Origin of the sequence: Treponema bryantii NK4A124, assembly GCF_000421345.1 — a bacterium.
Taxonomy (GTDB): Bacteria; Spirochaetota; Spirochaetia; order Treponematales; family Treponemataceae; genus Treponema_D; species Treponema_D bryantii_B.
The window spans coordinates 38,369-55,675 of record NZ_ATWV01000016.1 but is presented as its reverse complement, the minus strand read 5'-3'; the positions used below and the strand labels follow the sequence as shown (position 1 = coordinate 55,675).

General features: G+C 36.5%; 11 protein-coding genes and 1 tRNA gene. 3 read left to right on the top strand and 9 right to left on the bottom strand.

The genetic code is table 11. The features are described from left to right. On the top strand, positions 1–325 hold a 325-nt coding region (locus G626_RS0113470; RefSeq protein ID WP_022933316.1), incomplete at its 5' end, for an IS66 family transposase. Positions 326–504: 179 nt separating this feature from the next. Here the strand turns inward: G626_RS0113470 and G626_RS0113465 are convergent. From G626_RS0113465 to G626_RS0113440, 6 genes are all read right to left on the bottom strand, one after another. Beyond that, positions 505–2,412: a hypothetical protein gene (locus tag G626_RS0113465; protein WP_022933315.1), complete on the bottom strand. Its 1,908-nt coding sequence runs from the start codon at positions 2,410–2,412 to the stop codon at positions 505–507. Positions 2,413–2,415: 3 nt separating this feature from the next. Beyond that, the gene (locus tag G626_RS0113460) at positions 2,416–5,901 is read right to left on the bottom strand and encodes a hypothetical protein (RefSeq protein WP_022933314.1); all 3,486 of its coding nucleotides are present in this window, start codon (positions 5,899–5,901) and stop codon (positions 2,416–2,418) included. Positions 5,902–6,595: 694 nt separating this feature from the next. Beyond that, positions 6,596–7,393, bottom strand: a complete 798-nt coding sequence (locus G626_RS17725) for an HU family DNA-binding protein (protein ID WP_022933312.1) — start codon at positions 7,391–7,393, stop codon at positions 6,596–6,598. Beyond that, a complete protein-coding gene (locus G626_RS0113450; protein ID WP_022933311.1) occupies positions 7,390–8,160 on the bottom strand; it encodes a ParB N-terminal domain-containing protein in 771 nt (256 codons plus the stop codon). Before G626_RS0113450 ends, G626_RS17725 begins: the two co-directional genes overlap by 4 nt. Further along, positions 8,153–9,316, bottom strand: coding sequence for a hypothetical protein (locus G626_RS17720; protein ID WP_022933310.1), 1,164 nt, complete (start codon positions 9,314–9,316; stop codon positions 8,153–8,155). Before G626_RS17720 ends, G626_RS0113450 begins: the two co-directional genes overlap by 8 nt. 165 nt (positions 9,317–9,481) lie before the next feature. Then, entirely contained in the window at positions 9,482–9,898 is a 417-nt protein-coding gene (locus G626_RS0113440; RefSeq protein ID WP_022933309.1) for a hypothetical protein, read from the bottom strand. 211 nt (positions 9,899–10,109) lie between these two features. Here G626_RS0113440 and G626_RS0113435 point away from each other — a divergent pair, with 211 nt between their 5' ends. Beyond that, entirely contained in the window at positions 10,110–10,766 is a 657-nt protein-coding gene (locus G626_RS0113435) for a helix-turn-helix domain-containing protein (protein WP_022933308.1), read from the top strand. 77 nt (positions 10,767–10,843) lie between these two features. Then, positions 10,844–10,916 (top strand) — tRNA-Ile (locus G626_RS0113430). 533 nt (positions 10,917–11,449) lie between these two features. On the opposite strand, the gene glmS is transcribed toward G626_RS0113430, so the two are convergent. From glmS to G626_RS16780, 3 genes are all read right to left on the bottom strand, one after another. Continuing rightward, positions 11,450–13,363 (bottom strand): glutamine--fructose-6-phosphate transaminase (isomerizing), encoded by a 1,914-nt coding sequence (glmS, locus tag G626_RS0113425; RefSeq protein ID WP_022933307.1) that lies wholly within the window; start codon positions 13,361–13,363, stop codon positions 11,450–11,452. A 77-nt stretch (positions 13,364–13,440) separates the two neighbouring features. Beyond that, a complete protein-coding gene (gene mnmE, locus G626_RS0113420; protein ID WP_022933306.1) occupies positions 13,441–14,922 on the bottom strand; it encodes a tRNA uridine-5-carboxymethylaminomethyl(34) synthesis GTPase MnmE in 1,482 nt (493 codons plus the stop codon). Between the two features lie 58 nt (positions 14,923–14,980). Continuing rightward, positions 14,981–17,293: a putative glycoside hydrolase gene (locus tag G626_RS16780; protein ID WP_022933305.1), complete on the bottom strand. Its 2,313-nt coding sequence runs from the start codon at positions 17,291–17,293 to the stop codon at positions 14,981–14,983. Positions 17,294–17,307: the final 14 nt, after the last annotated feature.

Sequence of the window (17,307 nt, the reverse complement as noted above, 5' to 3'; positions counted from 1 at the left end):
CTGGGATAATCTTGTGAAGTTCCTCAACTACAGTTTTGTTACACCTGATACAAATGCCGCTGAGCGTGCTATAAAACCGTTTGTAATGGCAAGAAAGAATTTCTTGTTTTCTGGCAGCGGCAAGGGAGCCGAAAGTTCATGCTTCCTTTTCTCTCTGATTGAAACTGCAAAGTTCAACGGCAAAGCTCCGGAAGATTATCTGCGTTGTCTGTTTGAAAAAGCACCATATGCTGAAACCGAAGAAGACTGGAAAAAACTCCTGCCATGGAACATCGAAATTACACCCTTCCAGTTCCGCGGCGAATGGATGGAACTAGCTAAATAAGGTTAGATTTGACGGATACGCTTTTTTTCTATTATACAGTGAATAATCATTTTGATCCTCATGTTCTAACAAAATGTATTTTCTGGTGAGTTTTTACCCCATTATGTACGCCTTCAAGCTTCAAATCTACGGCAGGACTATCTTTAGAAGAAGTTTTAATCCTTGATGATTGTTTCTTATTAGGGATTAAGACTTTTTTGCATCTGAATATACTCTCTCAAATATTTTATAGGAAAAGGCATCACAGTTAGTTGTCCATTCCTAATAAAAGTTACATTCATTAATTCTAGTAGTTCCTTAAAGAATAAAACATTAGATTCATAAGGAATGACCTTTCGGATATGAGCTGCACGTTCAATGACATTTTGCATTCCAGCACCTATTTGTCCAGAAGAATAATACTCGCAATTATTTGCAGTATCCTTTTTATAATAAACATCTAAGCAGCCAGCATAGTATTTTTCTAATGATTCTAAACTACGGCTCAGTTTTTCTTTTTTAATATCTTCTGATATTAATTCTATATTTGGAAGCATGATATTAGGAGTATCTTGAATTATGTTAATATCTCCACTTTCGTTTATTACCAGGGCTTTATATTTTTCATCATATCGATTATGACGTTCCAAAGTCATATTGTTTAGTTGGAAGATATCTTGTATCTTCTGATACTCCTTTTGATTAAACATATCTCTTGTCTTTTCTCCGATTAAGAAAGAACCATCAGGATTAATTGTCATAAAATAATAATGATCCACATTTATTGTTTTATCTTCAGATTCTTTTATCTCTTCTGTATCACAAACACAAAATGTCCATTTATTTTTGTAGGCCATCTTCTTCCAATTAAATATCGATATTTGTCTTACAGGATTGTTACAAATCAAATCCTTCTTAACAATCAACTCATTTAGCAGAACTATACAAGCTGCTTCACTCGGAAGTTTAGTAATCTTATCTCTAGGGAAAGACTCAAAGGTAATATTTTGTATCGCTACTGAATTAGAAACTTCATGGAGATCATGTTCTTCTTTATGGATTTCGTAATATTTTTTTTCTCGAATAATAATAAGATTAAAATCGTTATTACATGTTGTATCAGTTATCGTTATTGAGAAATCAACCGTGTTTTGATCTTTCAAAAAATATTTCTTGTTTAAGAAAATATTCTCAATAGCCAATTTCAATTCATTAGCGAACTCAAAAGTTTCCTTATCTCCAACTTTATCAATAATGCGTATTGTTCGTCCTTTCAGAATTTCTTTTAGATGCCTCAGATGATCTCTTTTCTGTGCATTAGAACTCTGAACATCAAGTTTATTCCAATCATCTTCCTGTAATAAAACAAGTTCCGATATACCAGAATATTCTTTATTAAATTCTTTAACAAGTTTTTGAAGAATACCAGTTTTTGATGATGAATATAGTGATGGGGTCTTTGTGTTTGCAAAACTAATGGAATGCTTCGTATTCTTAAATTGAAACAAGGAATAAAGTTCAGAGGTCTTATCATTATCTGTTTTTATTCGTAAAGTATTATTCGGCTCTAAAACAAATAACTTCTTATACGATTGATTCTTTTTCTCTTCTTTATTTTTTGTAAATGTCTTGGATGCAAGACTTATCGAATATGAATAATCAATCTTTAATTCTAAACCATATACCTGATTTGCTTTTTTCTCTGAAAAATAAAACAATTTTCCAGTTATGTTACTAATTGATTCATACTGTTTTGCTAGAGCATTAAATAATATTTGTAATAATGAATGTGGATAATCTGAAAAAGGAACGCTTAATTTTTTCTTGCAGAGTGAATCATTATTTTCCTGATTATAAGCATTTATTATATTAACGATTCGACTTTCATTTAAAATATTTTTTTTCAACATAACAATAAAACTATTGCCAGAGGTAAATTGAATAGCTAAAACATCCGGTGTTAGTGTTGGTTCGTCCAATATTTTTGCACTTATCTTAAAATTCAGGCTCTTATTCTCAATCAAATAAAAATCATAAATGGAATTGATTTTATCATAATCAATTTTACTTTTTGTTAGGTCAATTTTATTTATAAATACCTTTGCCAATTATCAGTTCCTCTCAATCAAATTCATTACTTTATCGAAATTAGTTTTATTTAACATTGATGTATTTTTGTCGTATAAACATGCAATTTCAGAAACCGTTATTCCATCCTGTTTTCTATCATTAATATAATATTTTCCTTCCGTAAAGATATTAATTATAAGTGCAGTTTTGCCATTACACTTATTAAGCTTTTCATAGATATGAGGTAAAAGATCTTGTTCTCGGGGAATAAATGCTGAATACTCATTCCAATATTTGAAGTCAACATATACAGGCTTATTTTTTACTTTATAATCGAACAACTCGAAAAATTGATTCTCATGTATTTCCTCAAGTTCTATATCAAACTGTTGTAATAATTCTCGTCCTGCATATTCACCAAGAGCACCTTTATAAATGTTTGTAAATACAGGAGGACAGATAATATAGTCATTTATTTCAAATTCTTTTTTGAATCCATTAACATCAAATAACTGTTCTATTCCATTTAGTCGCAGCAATGCGTTTAAATTTGCAGAATCATCTGAGACACATTCAAAATTCTTTTGTTGAGTAAATGAAACTTCAATTTTCCGATAATCTTTTTCTCGCTTAAACCAGAGCTTATTTGATCTCTTAGGAAGTTCAATGTATAAAGGCTTAAACAATTCATCACACATAACATATTCTTCTTTTGATAAAGTAGGATGCTGTAGGACAAATTTTCGTATTCTCTGCCATTCATCCATTGAAATATCATCCCATCCATTTCTACCTCTAGATACATAGGTAATAATACGTGAATGCATATTATCACTAATTGTTTCTGCTCTATTTTTATACAATTCTTCCTTATCAGTTATTCGGGGCTTCCTTATTACTTCATTCAAGAGTTTCTCAAACTCAGGATTAAGCTTATTCATTCTACAAGTATCAATATCAATCATGTCATTGATAGCAGAATCATAACAAATATATACATTCTTATTTTTCATGTTTGTACGACAGATTCTTCCAATAGCTTGAACAATAACTTTAGTTGCATAGGTTGAATAACTTGGAATATCAGAAGATCTGAAGTTTATTTGTTTACCATTAAAGAAGTAATGATTAAAAGCGTCTCGTATAAATTTACGACATTCAGCTCTATTAATTTCTCCAGCATCTTTTAAATACTCAACCTGAGCTATGTATTTTGTAAAGTCGGAATCATCACTTGATTCTGAAAGAAGAGAAATAAGATTTGTTGGTCTGTCTAAATATATTGCATCAAAATCTTTTTCAGAAGATTCAGTTCGTCCATTAATACAAATTACATTTTTTCTAAACTTCTCAGGAATAGAATATTGTAAGTTTTGTCCAGCACCTATTGTTTGATATGTTGAAATGACAAATATTTTCTCGCCTGCTGCAAGTCTATTTAACAGATTCTCTTTATCTTTTTCATAATTCGGGCCACTTCTTAAGATAACAACCATATCTTTAGATTTTTCTGCACCAAGTCCCAAATCAAATAATTTATATAGAAGATCCTTATTTAATTCGTTTTTACTATCTGGGAATTTTGTTAGAAGGCATAACATAGATTTTATGTCCTTTGCAGTATTGAATACTCCAAAAGCTTTCATAATTCTTAAATATCGATTTTTAAAATAATCATTTTTATCACTATAAGATACGGTTTGAGAAACCATATTATATGCAGCCTTTTGTTTTTCTTCGGATGCGAAAACTTCAGCCCATGAATCTTCACTGTATATATCTCTAGTAGTGATTTGTTTTATTCTTATATTTATTTCATTATATTTTGAAATTGACTGTTCAAATTGCTCTTTTAGAATTTGATCCTCATCTTCTGTGAGTTCGTAATATCTATCTTTTAATTTTGGAATTAAATAATTATATAATGCATAATTACCAATCAAAGAATTGTAATTAGCTGTCGCTGATATTCCAAAGACTCTTGCATTTTGACTTAATTCAAGAAGGATCTTTTCAGGTGTAGACTCAAGGGATGTCATTATGATTGAAGAACGTAATGTGTGCGTATTATCATCTTCGATTGCATAATACGAGAAACCATTTTCTATGAAAGACGCATCAAAAAATTGTTTTTTTGTTTCTTCTTTATTTTTTCTATATAAAAGGATTTGATCAATAAAGTATTTTTTTATTCTGCTATAATTTTCTCCAGGAAAGAAAACATCAAGAATAGATGTTATACCTTCTTCATACGAAAAATCGTCCTGACCATTTTCCTGTTTATACTGCATTAAATTGATTCCAAGAATCTGAACGCCACCACAAAAATATTTAAGAAAGCCTCGTACATCTTTTATCATGTACATAAAATCTTTCAATTCCTTATTCTTTTCTTTTGCCTTTGTATATAGAATTTCATTAATTCGTTTTTCTTCATTAAACTTAAATGCTATATGATGTTGATCAACTTGATTTGTGACGGCCATACTATGAACATCTTGAAACAAAAATGCTGAACCAAAAACCTCTGTATCAGAATTCTTAAAGATGTATTTCATATTAAATCTGTCATAGATTTCTTGAGCACGTTTTTTCCAACCAGGAATTACAGCATTTATTTTATCTTCACCAAAACCTTTGTTTTTAGATTCTAATTGTTTTTGAGATGGTACCGTCATATCTGTTGGAAAATCATCTTGAAGCAATCGATCATAAATAAGCTTATAGGCAGATACATAATCTATTCTGCCTTTTGTAGCATTTTCAATTAATCTATCTAATATGGTATCTTTTGTTGCATCAAACTCATCTATGAAAACAATTGCATCCTTTGCAAGTTCTTTGTAAATATAATATTTTTTATCAATGATTGGATCATTACGTAAGAGAAATTTATCCATACTCATCATAAAGACTTGTTTCTCTTTTGTAAGAATCTGTGGATATAGCTCTAATATCCAAGACCATCGTTCTGACGATTTCACAAAATCTAATCTATATTTATAACTCACATTTTTGGCATATTTTGCTTTTATTTCAGTTTCAAGAAGAGCCTTAATTTTCCGACGAAAGTTTCTTTCGTATGTTTCTCCAATTTCTTTTTTCTTCTCTTGAACATTATCTTGTATCTGAAAATCTCTACTATCTTCAAACTTCTTACAAAATTCTACAGCTTGTTTTAGATATTTATATTCCCTTGTTTCAGACATAGGAGCTGGCACATCTATTGTCAAAAGTTTATCTAAAACGCAATCAAGATATGATTTCATAATCAAAACTTTGCTGTTAAAGATTTCCATTTCGTTTTCAGAAAATCTTTCTTTCAATGAATCTAACTGGAGATTTTTCTTTAAGGTTGTAACAAAAATGATTTTATCTTTTCTATCAGATTGAGTAAGTGTCTTATGTATAAATTCAAAAACTGTATAACTTTTGCCTGCGCCAGTAGGAAGTGGAATTAATAGCAACCCATTATTCGTCATTTTTTCAAAAGCATACTCATTAATAATATCATCAAGTTTTTTCATATATTTACCACATGCTACTGAATGTATTTTTATTATAACACAGTTCAGAAGACTATGGCTGAAACTTTTTTGAAAGCAGGAAATTTTTGTTTCATGCATGAAACATTCAATCTTCGAGAGAAAAAAAATACCAGGAATAACTCTGTAAACAGAGTTATATTCAAACTTTATAAAGACACCTGGTATATTAATTATTTCCTTAGGCAAGATAAAGAATATGATACACAATGCCGCTAAGTCGTTCTCTCTGTGCGTATTATATTGGCATCACTTTTTCTTTTCGTGGTAGATTTTTCTATCTTTTTTGAATTATGTTTCTCTATATGAAGGACTTACCACCCCTTATTTTTCTATTATTTGCCTAACTTCCTCATATTGAGATACTTAAGTTATTTGATTTTCTTCTATATATTTTGTCGTAAATATAGTTTTTCTCATTTTTTTAGGGGAGAACTAAGCATGTTTTAATGCGTTTCATTCATGAAACATTTTTTCACCAGTAATATATAAAGACTAATACTGTAAAAACTATCAAATGGAAGAAAATACGAAGTGGAGTTTTTATTTTTTTTGACACCATCCAGCTAGGACAAACAGTATCATTGATAATGTCATTCACTGGTGGTGAAAAAAAAGAATTATCTAGATTTAAGAACTGCTGTAACAACTGCTGCTGCTATTATTTTTGAAATAATTAAAATCGTGCATTCAACAAGATTTTTAAGACTTCATCATTTTTGAAAACAGGCTGATGAATATTAAATTCGTAATCGAGATATGAATTACGAACATAGCATTTTTTTAACTGATTATTAAACGATACCTCCGAAGGACCAGAATTAAAATTTGGGCAAACTAAATCTTTTTCAAAAGTTATTATAAAATAATGAGGAAACTTAATCTTCTGACATTCGGGCTTCGTTTCGCAGTAGATTATCACCAGAGGTTTTCCTAACATTTGAACTTTTTCTGAGTTAATCTTCTTTGCTCTTACGAGTTCTCCTGTTGTTACATTTAATACTCTTGCATATTTTGAGAACTTCGGATCATTCTGAAATAAATCAGGAGTCCTCGAAGGACATCGGTAATAGTACCTGCAGATTCTTATAGGCAGTTGATCTTTTTTAATGATTGTTGAAATCCTTGATGGACAGTTTAATTCATTTTCGCATATGATTTTTTGTGTAATCGGTTCATATAATGCTGGAGAAGGCTTAAATCTAATTCTTTTCTTAGAAGGAATGAGAATTGATTCTCCTGTCTTAAAGTTTCTACCTTTTTTAACTTTTGATTCTTCAATTGAAAATCGCCCGAATCCTCTGATTTCTACTGAATTTTGATTTTTCAATTGTTGACCCAAAACAAAAAACAATTCATCTACGATTGTTGATATCTTCGAATGAGAATAATCAAAACTTCGTTCCCCATGTCTTAATGATTGATTAATAGAGTTATAAACTAACTCACAGATATTTTCTTTATTTATATTCATTTCATTACCGCCTTATTAATAGAATCATTGGCCATTTTGATAATTTCGTCGGGAGATTTTTTTTCTTTGATATGCTTAAGACAGAATTCAACCCCCTGTATGAATGCCTTATCTTTTGGCGAATATTTTTTCTCTTTAGCAACAGATTGGAATGCGCTTGCTGTAGAGATAGTTCCATCACGTAATGCAGTCTTTACTTCATCAGAGGCCTTGGCATTTATCTGAAGGAGCTTATGAGCATTATGGGCAGATATTCCTAGCTGTTTTGCGACAACTTCGTTAAGACGACCAGGTTCTTTTTTTAACTCTACTAAATTCAATTTCTCAAACTGCTGGTACAGGGACTTTGCATCATCATGCCGTCTAGCGTATTCATTGAATCTAGCAGCTTCTTCTGCTTCTTCAGCATCCTTAAATTCTTTAATAATACAATATACATTAGCGATACCTAATTTCTTTGCAACGGCACATCTCGAGAATCCTTCAATGAGTACAAGATCTGTCTTTTTACCATTCTTGCGACGCCAGATGATTACTGGATTACTTTTCAGAAGTCCGACTTTCTTGATTGAATCTTCAAGACGCAAACGCTGAGCTTCGTCAACAGGATTCAGAGACACGAATGGTTCTGTAGTCCGATTTATTAATGATAATGGCAGAAGAACAACTTCATCTGTCTTTTTTGCATTAGCGAGAGTCTCTGCACTCTTTATAATTTTTGCAGTATGCTCTTTAACAACGTTCAAAGTATTTTTGAATTTATTCATTTGTTACCTCCTGATTCAACAATCCATAATCCCTCCAGAATTCATGATATTCTCCAGACGTCACAAATGTTCTGCCAGTTTTTGCTTTAACAGATATCTCGTAATCTGAACGAGCCTGCTCAAAAGCGTCTTTCTTTTCAGGGGACATGCTCCATACTTTTCTAGCAACAATAAATTCATCAGACTCATGATCCTGGAGCACTCGTACCTCAGTGCGACATGTAGGACATTCATTGCCGTATTTCGCGACCTGCGAACCACAGATAGGGCAAGTTATATATTCAATAACAGGCTCATTCTTTTTTTCAGCATTTTTGTTTATAAAATTAGAATTCTTGAAATCAGTAACAACAGAATCAGACAATGCCATTGTGTAATATAATCCTACAAACGATTTTTTAACTTTTTCCTGTTTTGCCCTCTCAAAAACATACCGTAAGTAAGATTCTCTATTGTCATCATCAATGTTAGACTCACGAATTAAAGCTAAAACATCTTTGTCAAAATTATCAGGAAACGGATATTTTCCATCGAATAATTCTTTTAATGATTTAATAATTTCTGACACACTAACTTCTTCAACTTCTTCTGAGGCAGGATGCTCAAGGTTAGTTTGTTTAGATTCTTTTTCTTTAAAATTAATATTAGTTATAATGCCATTCGCGGTTTTCGGACAATCGGCATCTGGAGGTTCGCAATTCGGACTATCCGAAACTGGAATTTCCGCATTCGGGGTTTCCTGCTCTGGATTATCAGAATTCAGTTCTTCTTCTGTAGACTTTTTCTGGTCAGGTCTAGAATAAAAAATAATCTCTGAACCATCATAAGGTCTGTCATATATGTAATATGTAGTCCCCTTGAAGTGGCCCTTATCATTTCTCGTGATCTCTTTTTTCATATATTTCAGATCGATGAGTCTTTTAAAGCCCGAAGCGAGGGATGTAATACCGTCGCTAGAATGGTGGACCACTTCGCTGAGATGAATTACCCAGTCAGCGTTATTCGTCAATAACAGAGTCAGAATTCCTTTTTCCTTGAGTGAAAGCCGCGTATCTCTGATAAAACCTTTATTTGCGACAACAAGAAAATCATTCTGCATTCTGGATTTGTTGATGAGCTTAACATCTTTCTCGTTGTCATCTTTTGTATTGTTCATGATTCCTCCTAAGTGAAATACCATCAGCAAGAATCACAATTTTTTTTATGTGGAAAAAGAAATTTATTAGTGATATAATTTACTTGATGATAAGTTTTAACGCAATTTCTAAAATTATCATTATCTAAAGTCCTTATGTTGCAGCATAAGGACTTTTCTGTTTTTTCAAGCATTTTCTACTCCAATTCGCATTTCTGCTTTTCGCAATTTTGCTTCCAGTTCAGCTGGAATACTAGAGATTCCGCACGTGTGGGTTAAGTAATCGCGTAAATTCTCATCTGTGACTCGCAGCCATGGAAGTACAACTTCGTCGCGGTTATAAACCAAACGGCCTCCACAATAACGATGGAGCTGAGGGTTAATTGCACCTGGTCTAAGCCAGATATTATTCTTGACCGTGTTAAGCGCACTTCCTCCTTTCAATTTTACTGCCTGTTCGAGCGTTAACCATTCTGGAATTTCATTGCGATCCACTAAAGCTGAGAGTATTTTACTAATACTCTCCTTAAGCTCCTGTATATCACGAGCTTCTCTTTCTTGCTGAACCATAAGAACTTTGACGTCCAGGTCAACATTAGACATTTGGCCTCCTTTCCTGCGAGTAATGTTGGGATATTACAAAACTCGCAGTTTTGTGTTATAATAATTAAACAAGCATTAACTAATAATCACGACCTAACAGGCATGATAATTATTGGTATGTCCGTAATAACGCTAAGTGATATTTAATACCATTCGTTATAACGAACATATAAATAATATAGTATTAGTCTTCTAATCTGTCAAGAAAATTATGCGAGATGGCATTGAATTTGTAGAAATTTTAGATAATTACCTCAAAGAAAAAGGGCTTAGCCGACGGCAATTCTGTTCATTAACAGATATTCCTAACTCAACTATTGGTACCTGGAAATCAAAAAATGTTATACCTTCTGTTGAATTAGTAGCTAAGGTTGCACAATTTATGAATGTTTCTCTCGACTGGCTTGTTTATGGTGAACAATATGAAAATGCAAATGTAGATAATACTACAAATAATCCATACAGTCGTAGAAGTATATTTGATAGAATACATAAATATCTTATACAAGATTATGATGATACATGTTCTGACATACAAACTCTATATAAAAAATATTTAGCTGATATTGTTGAGTATGAAATCATTTCCAACTGGGTTTGTGGAAAAGCGAATCTACCAGAAGATGTTCTTCCGCGAATTGCTGATAAATTAGATGTATCATTGCAGTATCTTTTAAGTGGAAATCACTATAACAAAGATGACTTTGATCCACAGCTTTATGAGCGCGCAAAAATGTATTCAAAATTTTTAACAGGTTATAGTACCCTTGAAAAAGAAGAACAGCAATTTATCAACGATTATATTGAAACTAAAAAAGAGAATTACAGATTAAAGCGAGAAGAAGAAATTAAAAAAACGCAAAAATAATTAATTCATATATTTAAGAAAATCAGGCTATATTGTCACAAGCCCCGATTTATGATATATTAGTTTACATCATTTTCGGGCCATTAGCTCAGTGGTTAGAGCAGAGGACTCATAATCCTTTGGTCCAAAGTTCAAGTCTTTGATGGCCCATTTTTTAAGGATTTACAATTTTTTTTGTAAATCCTTTTTTAATACCCGCAGCATTTTACATGTTTAAAAAAATGTTAAGCAAAATGTTAAGTGCCAGATGTTAATTAATTTGTTAAGCCTATAAATATCTATAAATACCGTTGATTAACTCCAAAATACAAGCTAATATACAATAAATAACGCTTAATATTTGTAAATAGATTGGTCATTTTGGTTCAAGTCCGACATGGCCCATCTTTCAGGATTTATAATTCATTTGAGTTATAAATCCTTTTTTAATGCCCTCCGGCACTTAGCAGCTTACAAAAATGTTAAGCAAAATGTTAAGTGCTTTAAAATTCCCAATGTAAAGTGAAAAGTAAAGCCACAAATTAACGATAATTACTGTTGATTAAGAGCTAGAAACGTTCTAAACTACAGTAACTAAGGATAATTATTCGCTGTGAATTGTATAGATTTAGTTCAAGTCCAAGATGGCCCAGATAGTTTCGTAACGATAAAAAAACCAGTCGCACAGCGACTGGTTTTTTGTTTTATTCTACAGTTACCGACTTAGCAAGATTTCTTGGCTTATCCGGGTCAAAGCCGCGCTGTACGGCACAGTAATATGCAAAAAGCTGGGCCGGGATTACTGTCAGGATTGATGCGAGAGTATCTGAGCACTCCGGGATCTTGAATACTTCATCAGTTTTGCCTTCAAAAGCCTTTTCATCCTGGGTAATAACAAGCACTGTTGCCCCTCGGCTCTTTACCTCAACCATGTTTGAACCGATTTTGTCGTAGAGAGCAGGCTGACTTGCAATTGCCACAACCAGAGTCTGAGGGTCAATCAAAGCAATAGGACCATGCTTAAGTTCTCCGGCAGCAAAAGCTTCGGAATGCATGTAGCTTACCTCTTTCAGCTTAAGGGCACTTTCCAGAGAAGTAGCCGAATCAAACTGACGTCCGATATAGAAAATCTTATCCTTATTGAACTGCTGTGCTGCAAATTTCTGAATAACTTCTTTTCCATCAAGAATCTGCTGAATCTTTGCAGGAATACCTTCAAGCTCAGTCAAAAGCTTTGTTGCCTCTTCATCAGATAAAGTACCGCGCAGCTTACCAGCCTTAATGGCAAGCAGATAAAGACACAAAAGCTGGGTTGTATAAGCCTTAGTAGATGCAACTGCAATTTCAGGGCCAGCCAGAGTGTAAATAACATCATCTGCCTCACGGCTTACAGTTGAACCAACGCAGTTAGTAATTGCAACAACCTTAAGGCCGTTTTCCTTAGCAAGGCGAAGGGCGCTCAGAGTGTCGGCAGTTTCACCGGACTGAGAAATTACAATAAAGATATCTTTTTTGTCCAGAATCGGGTCGCGGTAACGGAACTCAGAAGCAACATCAACATCAACCTTCATACGGGCAATCTTTTCAAAAGCATATTTAGCAACAACGCCCGCATGATAAGCAGTACCGCAGGCAGTAATTACAACGCGGTCAGCAGTCTTCCAGGCATCATCCATCTTGTTCTCTTCAAAGAAAACATCAACCGGCTTACCAGAAGCATCCTTTACAATACGAGGGCGCATAGTATCAGTAAGGCCCTTAGGCTGCTCATGGATTTCCTTAATCATAAAGTGCTCGTAACCACCCTTAGTTGCTGCATCCATATCCCATTCAACATGACTAGGCTCTTTAATGATTTTCTCACCTTCAAAGTTAAAGAGATCAACATGGTCGTTATACAAAACAGCAAGCTCTCGCTCACCAAGATAATAAACATCACGTGTGTGCTCAAGAATAGCAGGAACATCAGAAGCAATAAAGTTTTCACCCTTTCCAAGACCAACGATAAGAGGACTTTCCTTGCGGGCAGCAATAATACGGTCCGGATAGTTTTTGCAGATTACGCCGAGGGCATAAGAACCTTCGAGCACGTGCAGAGTCTCAATTACAGCCTTAAAGATATCGCCGCTTGCCTTATACTTCTGGTCGAGAAGATGAACAACAACTTCAGTATCCGTCTGAGATTTAAATACAACACCCTGAGCCTGCAGCTTAGCCTTGAGCTCAGCATAGTTTTCGATGATACCGTTATGAACGATAGAGATTGTGCCGTCCATGTTTGTGTGAGGATGGCTGTTCAAATCACTTGGCTCACCGTGAGTAGCCCAGCGGGTATGGCCGATTCCAATGTTGCCCTTAATAAAATCATCAGTCTTAAGAGCAAGCTTATTTTCGTAATCAGAATATTCCTTGCCCTTAAGTCCTTCAGGAATCACTTCTCCGGTAATTCTCTCAGAAAGATTTTTGAGCATTCCCTTTACTTTCTGAACAACAATTTCTTCCCCTGTATAAACCGCAATTCCCGCAGAATCATATCCGCGATATTCCAGTTTTTTAAGCGCCCGAATCAAAACCGAAGTCGCATTTTTATTTCCAACGTAGCCGACAATGCCGCACATAGAGGTCTCCTTTTCCAATTTAGTATTCTGATTGTAATGAAAAAACAACGTTTTCGCAACGCAGTTACTTTTTTTGCTTACTTTCCTACACAGAAGTTAGCAAAAATACTTCCAAGTACATCATCCGGGGTTACGTCACCGGTTACTTCGCCAAGCGAGTCCAGCGCGTCTTCCAGGTCCTGTACCACTGCGTCCAGTGAATAGTTGTCGTCGGCACTTACCAGGGCGTGGCGCACGCATTCCAGAGCTTCGCTTACCGCTTCCTTCTGACGTGCCGAGCCCAGACCAGCCTGTGCCCGCTCTGTTGTGCTGCCTGCGCCGCTGCCGCCAAGGTCTGCCGTGAGGAGTCCGTAGATTTTTGCAAAGAGGTCCGAAAGGCCGGCGCCGGTTTTTGAAGAGATTTTGCAGGCAGGAGGGGAAAGCCTTCCCCTCGCTCGCACTTCGTTGCTCGCTACCCCTTCTCCTAGGGGGTCGCAGCAAAGCTGCTTATCCCCTAAGACCCCGCCTTTATCACTCTTAGTGTACACCACAATCAGCGGTTCTTTACAATTATCAATAAACTGCTGGTCCTCTTCATTCATTCCCTGAGTTCCATCAACAAGATACAAAACCACGTCGGCATCGTGAACAAGGCTGCGGCTTATTTCAACACCCTGTGCTTCAATTACATCACTTGTCTGGCGCAAACCTGCAGTATCAAAAAGCCGTACAGGAATTCCGTTAATGCTGGCCCAGCTTTCCAGCCAGTCTCGGGTAGTTCCTTCAATGTCACTAACAATGGCCCGTTCTTCCTTCAAAATAGCGTTAAACAAAGAAGACTTTCCCGCATTAGTGCGTCCCGCCAATACAACCCTCGCACCATCCTGATAGAGTTTTTCGCCACGCCAGGAATCTACCAGGGCCTGAAGCCTGCTCGCTGCAAGTTCTATGTCGCTGCGGTCAAAGGAGTCTGCAATAGTTTCCTCGTCTTCCGGGTATTCAATCTCCACCTCAATGGCAGCGAGAGTATCTATAATCAGCTTTTTAATTGAGTCTATTTCTTCGAACAAGCCGCCGGCAAGACGACCCGCTGCATGCGAGCGCGAAACATCAGTGTGGGAATCAATAATTTCTTTTACAGCCTCGGCCTTCGTAAGGTCCGTCTTTCCATTTATAAAAGCGCGGAAGGTATACTCTCCACGATTAGCCTGTCTAAAGCCGCTTTTAAGCATAAGGTTCTGCACAGCCATTACAACAGCAGGGCCGCCGTGGCAGAAAATCTCCACCATGTCTTCACCGGTAAAGCTTTTAGGTGCGCGGTAAACGGCCAGCATTACTTCGTCGATTTTGGTGGTTTCGATACACCCGCTTTGCGGGCACTCAACCACCGGAGCCTGAATCCAGCCGTAAACCAGAGTGTTTCCTGCCGCTTCCAATAATGCCTTCGGCCGGCTAAAAACCTTACTCACAAGCTCAATGCAGCCCTTGCCCGAAACGCGGACAATACCCAGCGCGGCTGGTGCCAGCGCTGTTGCAATTGAGGAAATTGGTTCTTCTGGTGTGTATTGATTTGGTGTCATAATCTGTCCTTCTGGGGCCCCTTGCGAGCTTTTGTCTCTCTGCAGACCCCATCACCACTTAAGGCATAACCTTAAGGAAAGGACGGAATACTGTTGTTTCTTCTTCGCGATAAGGATACAAAATGCTGTCGAGTACAGAAACATCAGAATCTACAAAAAGCGGTTTCATTGTATCACCAATTGCAGGTTTACGGAATTCTCTGCTTGCTTCTGCGGTTGTTCCTATAAAGGCTTCTGTTGCTTCAACATCAGGAGGTGTGGTTCCATAATCACCCGAATTATTCCAGCACATATAACCGCGGTCCAGAGAGTCTCTTACTCCAAAGAACTGCTTTTTAATATAATCAGAATCATAATAAAGTCGGTCGTAACTGACATTCAGATAGAAAGACTGAACCCACGGACGGATAATTGCACGGTTACGGCAGAGCACAGTGTTACGGAAAGAACCGTAATAATAAATTCTGTAAGTTCTGTCTGCAACCGGAGCATAGTTCAGGAAGGTCTGCTCAAAGTGACTCGGATAGAACATAGGGCCAATTACATCAACATACTCTGCAAGCATTTCTGCATCCTGGCCTGTACGGGTTCCAGAGCGGTACCAGCCGTTTGCACCATAAATATCAATTCCAATCGGGGCCTGAATATTTGCGCGTGCATAAGAGAGGAAGGAAATCAAAGCAGATTCCTTGTCCATTCCCTTGTCCTGCCAGCGGTACTGTGCATTGTAAAGGTTCAAACCGTCGGTTGGAAAGCGGATATAGTCAAACTGAATTTCGTCAAAACCACGGGCAACGAGCTCCTTTGCAATTGCAACGTTGTACTCCCAGACCTCTTCGGAATAAGGGTCTACCCACTGCTCATCGTAATAAGTGGTTTCTTTATTTCCTGTTGGCTGTTCATTTTCATCAAGAACATCATCATAGCCCTTAATTCCAAGCCATGGCTTATTAAGCTTTTTGTCCCACACCGCGTATTTTCCATTCTGATATTTCGAAAGAGAACGGTCCTTAAAAGTAACAATGCGGGCAATAAGATAAATTCCTTCGTCCTTGAATTCCTTAATAAACTTATCAAGGTCTTTTATTGCATAGCCCGAAGTCGAACACTTTTCCAGAACCAGAGGGTCATGCGAATCGTAACGAAGGTAGCCGTAATCATCCTTCATATCAATTACCATGGAATTCATGTTGCGATCTTTAATAATCTTTTTAAATTTTGCAACACCGTCCGGGAAGCTGCACTGGTAGGCAGAAGCATAAATACTCTTGCGGCCGTTTGCAATTTCGGCATATGGAGAATTTACTGTGCCTGGGTAAAGGAGCCAGAGTTCGTTGAGCTGAAGTCCGCGGGCAAAGCCGCTGCGAGACTGAGGAATCCAGGCGGTGTTAATCATACCCGGTACTGCAGAAAAGGCTTCGTGCCAGTCCCGCTCCTGACTTGGAGTTCCAGGGCTCTGCAAAGAATCCAGGTCTATGGCTCCAAAGCCTTCGAGCTTTGTATAAAGAAGAACATTGTCAATTGTTGTAAGTCCGTCTGTTACATCTGTAGGCTCTGAGCCTGTGTAAATCAGTTCTGCCTGTTTCTCCTGCCAGTTCAGGCGGTAAATTCGAGGCATATAAGTCTGCGAAATATAGATTTCTGTATATTGCGAGCCGTCTGCATTTGTGCGTAAAACGGGAAGAATGTCTGCAATTTCATCAGGTGATGTAAGGGACGGCATTTTTTCAAAGCCTGCATCTATATCTGTCCAGCTTGGTTTTGGCTTGTCCGGCAGAATATAAGAAAGCCCGAAAATAGGATGTGCCATAAAGACAATAGGCTGATCTTCCAGACTTGCAACGGCTACTGCCTTTATGCCCGGCGAGTTTTTACTCATTGAACCAAGGTCCTTCCAGGTAAGGCCTCCGTCACGGCTGAAATATACGCTGTCTTTAGTTGCAGTAACAACTTCATTATGATTAAGCGGATTTACGCTCAGGTCTTTAAGCTCCTGAATCTGCAGGGAAAGTGTTTTCTCTCCCTCCTTAAAGGTTTTGATTGTAAGAAAAGGGAGTCCTGTATCGCGTTCTTCAAAAGTCTTAAGGTCGGCAGAATAAAAAATTCCCTTCTGGGTGCGCATGAGCCAGCCATTGTTTATGCGTAAAAGCTGGTCTACGCGGCCTTCTGTCCAAACCGGAATTGCGGAATTTCTATTGGTAACACGGAAAAGTCCGTTATCAGAACCTACGAGAAATATATCTGTTTCGTTTTCACCTTCCTGTGAGCTTACAGGATTTTTTTCGGGAAGACGGTAAAGTGGCTTAACTTCATCTGCAAAAGCAAGCGCTGTTAAAAAAAAGAAAGAGAGTACAAAAATTGACTTTTTCATACTCTCTTTATCGG

Excerpts from the sequence above, each read along its gene's own strand:
- G626_RS0113440 (WP_022933309.1), bottom strand. The coding sequence starts at position 9,898 with ATGTCTAATGTTGACCTGGACGTCAAAGTTCTTATGGTTCAGCAAGAA.
- mnmE (WP_022933306.1), bottom strand. The coding sequence starts at position 14,922 with ATGACACCAAATCAATACACACCAGAAGAACCAATTTCCTCAATTGCA.
- G626_RS0113435 (WP_022933308.1), top strand. The coding sequence starts at position 10,110 with ATGCGAGATGGCATTGAATTTGTAGAAATTTTAGATAATTACCTCAAA.
- G626_RS17720 (WP_022933310.1), bottom strand. The coding sequence starts at position 9,316 with ATGAACAATACAAAAGATGACAACGAGAAAGATGTTAAGCTCATCAAC.
- G626_RS16780 (WP_022933305.1), bottom strand. The coding sequence starts at position 17,293 with ATGAAAAAGTCAATTTTTGTACTCTCTTTCTTTTTTTTAACAGCGCTT.
- G626_RS17725 (WP_022933312.1), bottom strand. The coding sequence starts at position 7,393 with ATGAATATAAATAAAGAAAATATCTGTGAGTTAGTTTATAACTCTATT.
- glmS (WP_022933307.1), bottom strand. The coding sequence starts at position 13,363 with ATGTGCGGCATTGTCGGCTACGTTGGAAATAAAAATGCGACTTCGGTT.
- G626_RS0113450 (WP_022933311.1), bottom strand. The coding sequence starts at position 8,160 with ATGAATAAATTCAAAAATACTTTGAACGTTGTTAAAGAGCATACTGCA.
- G626_RS0113460 (WP_022933314.1), bottom strand. The coding sequence starts at position 5,901 with ATGAAAAAACTTGATGATATTATTAATGAGTATGCTTTTGAAAAAATG.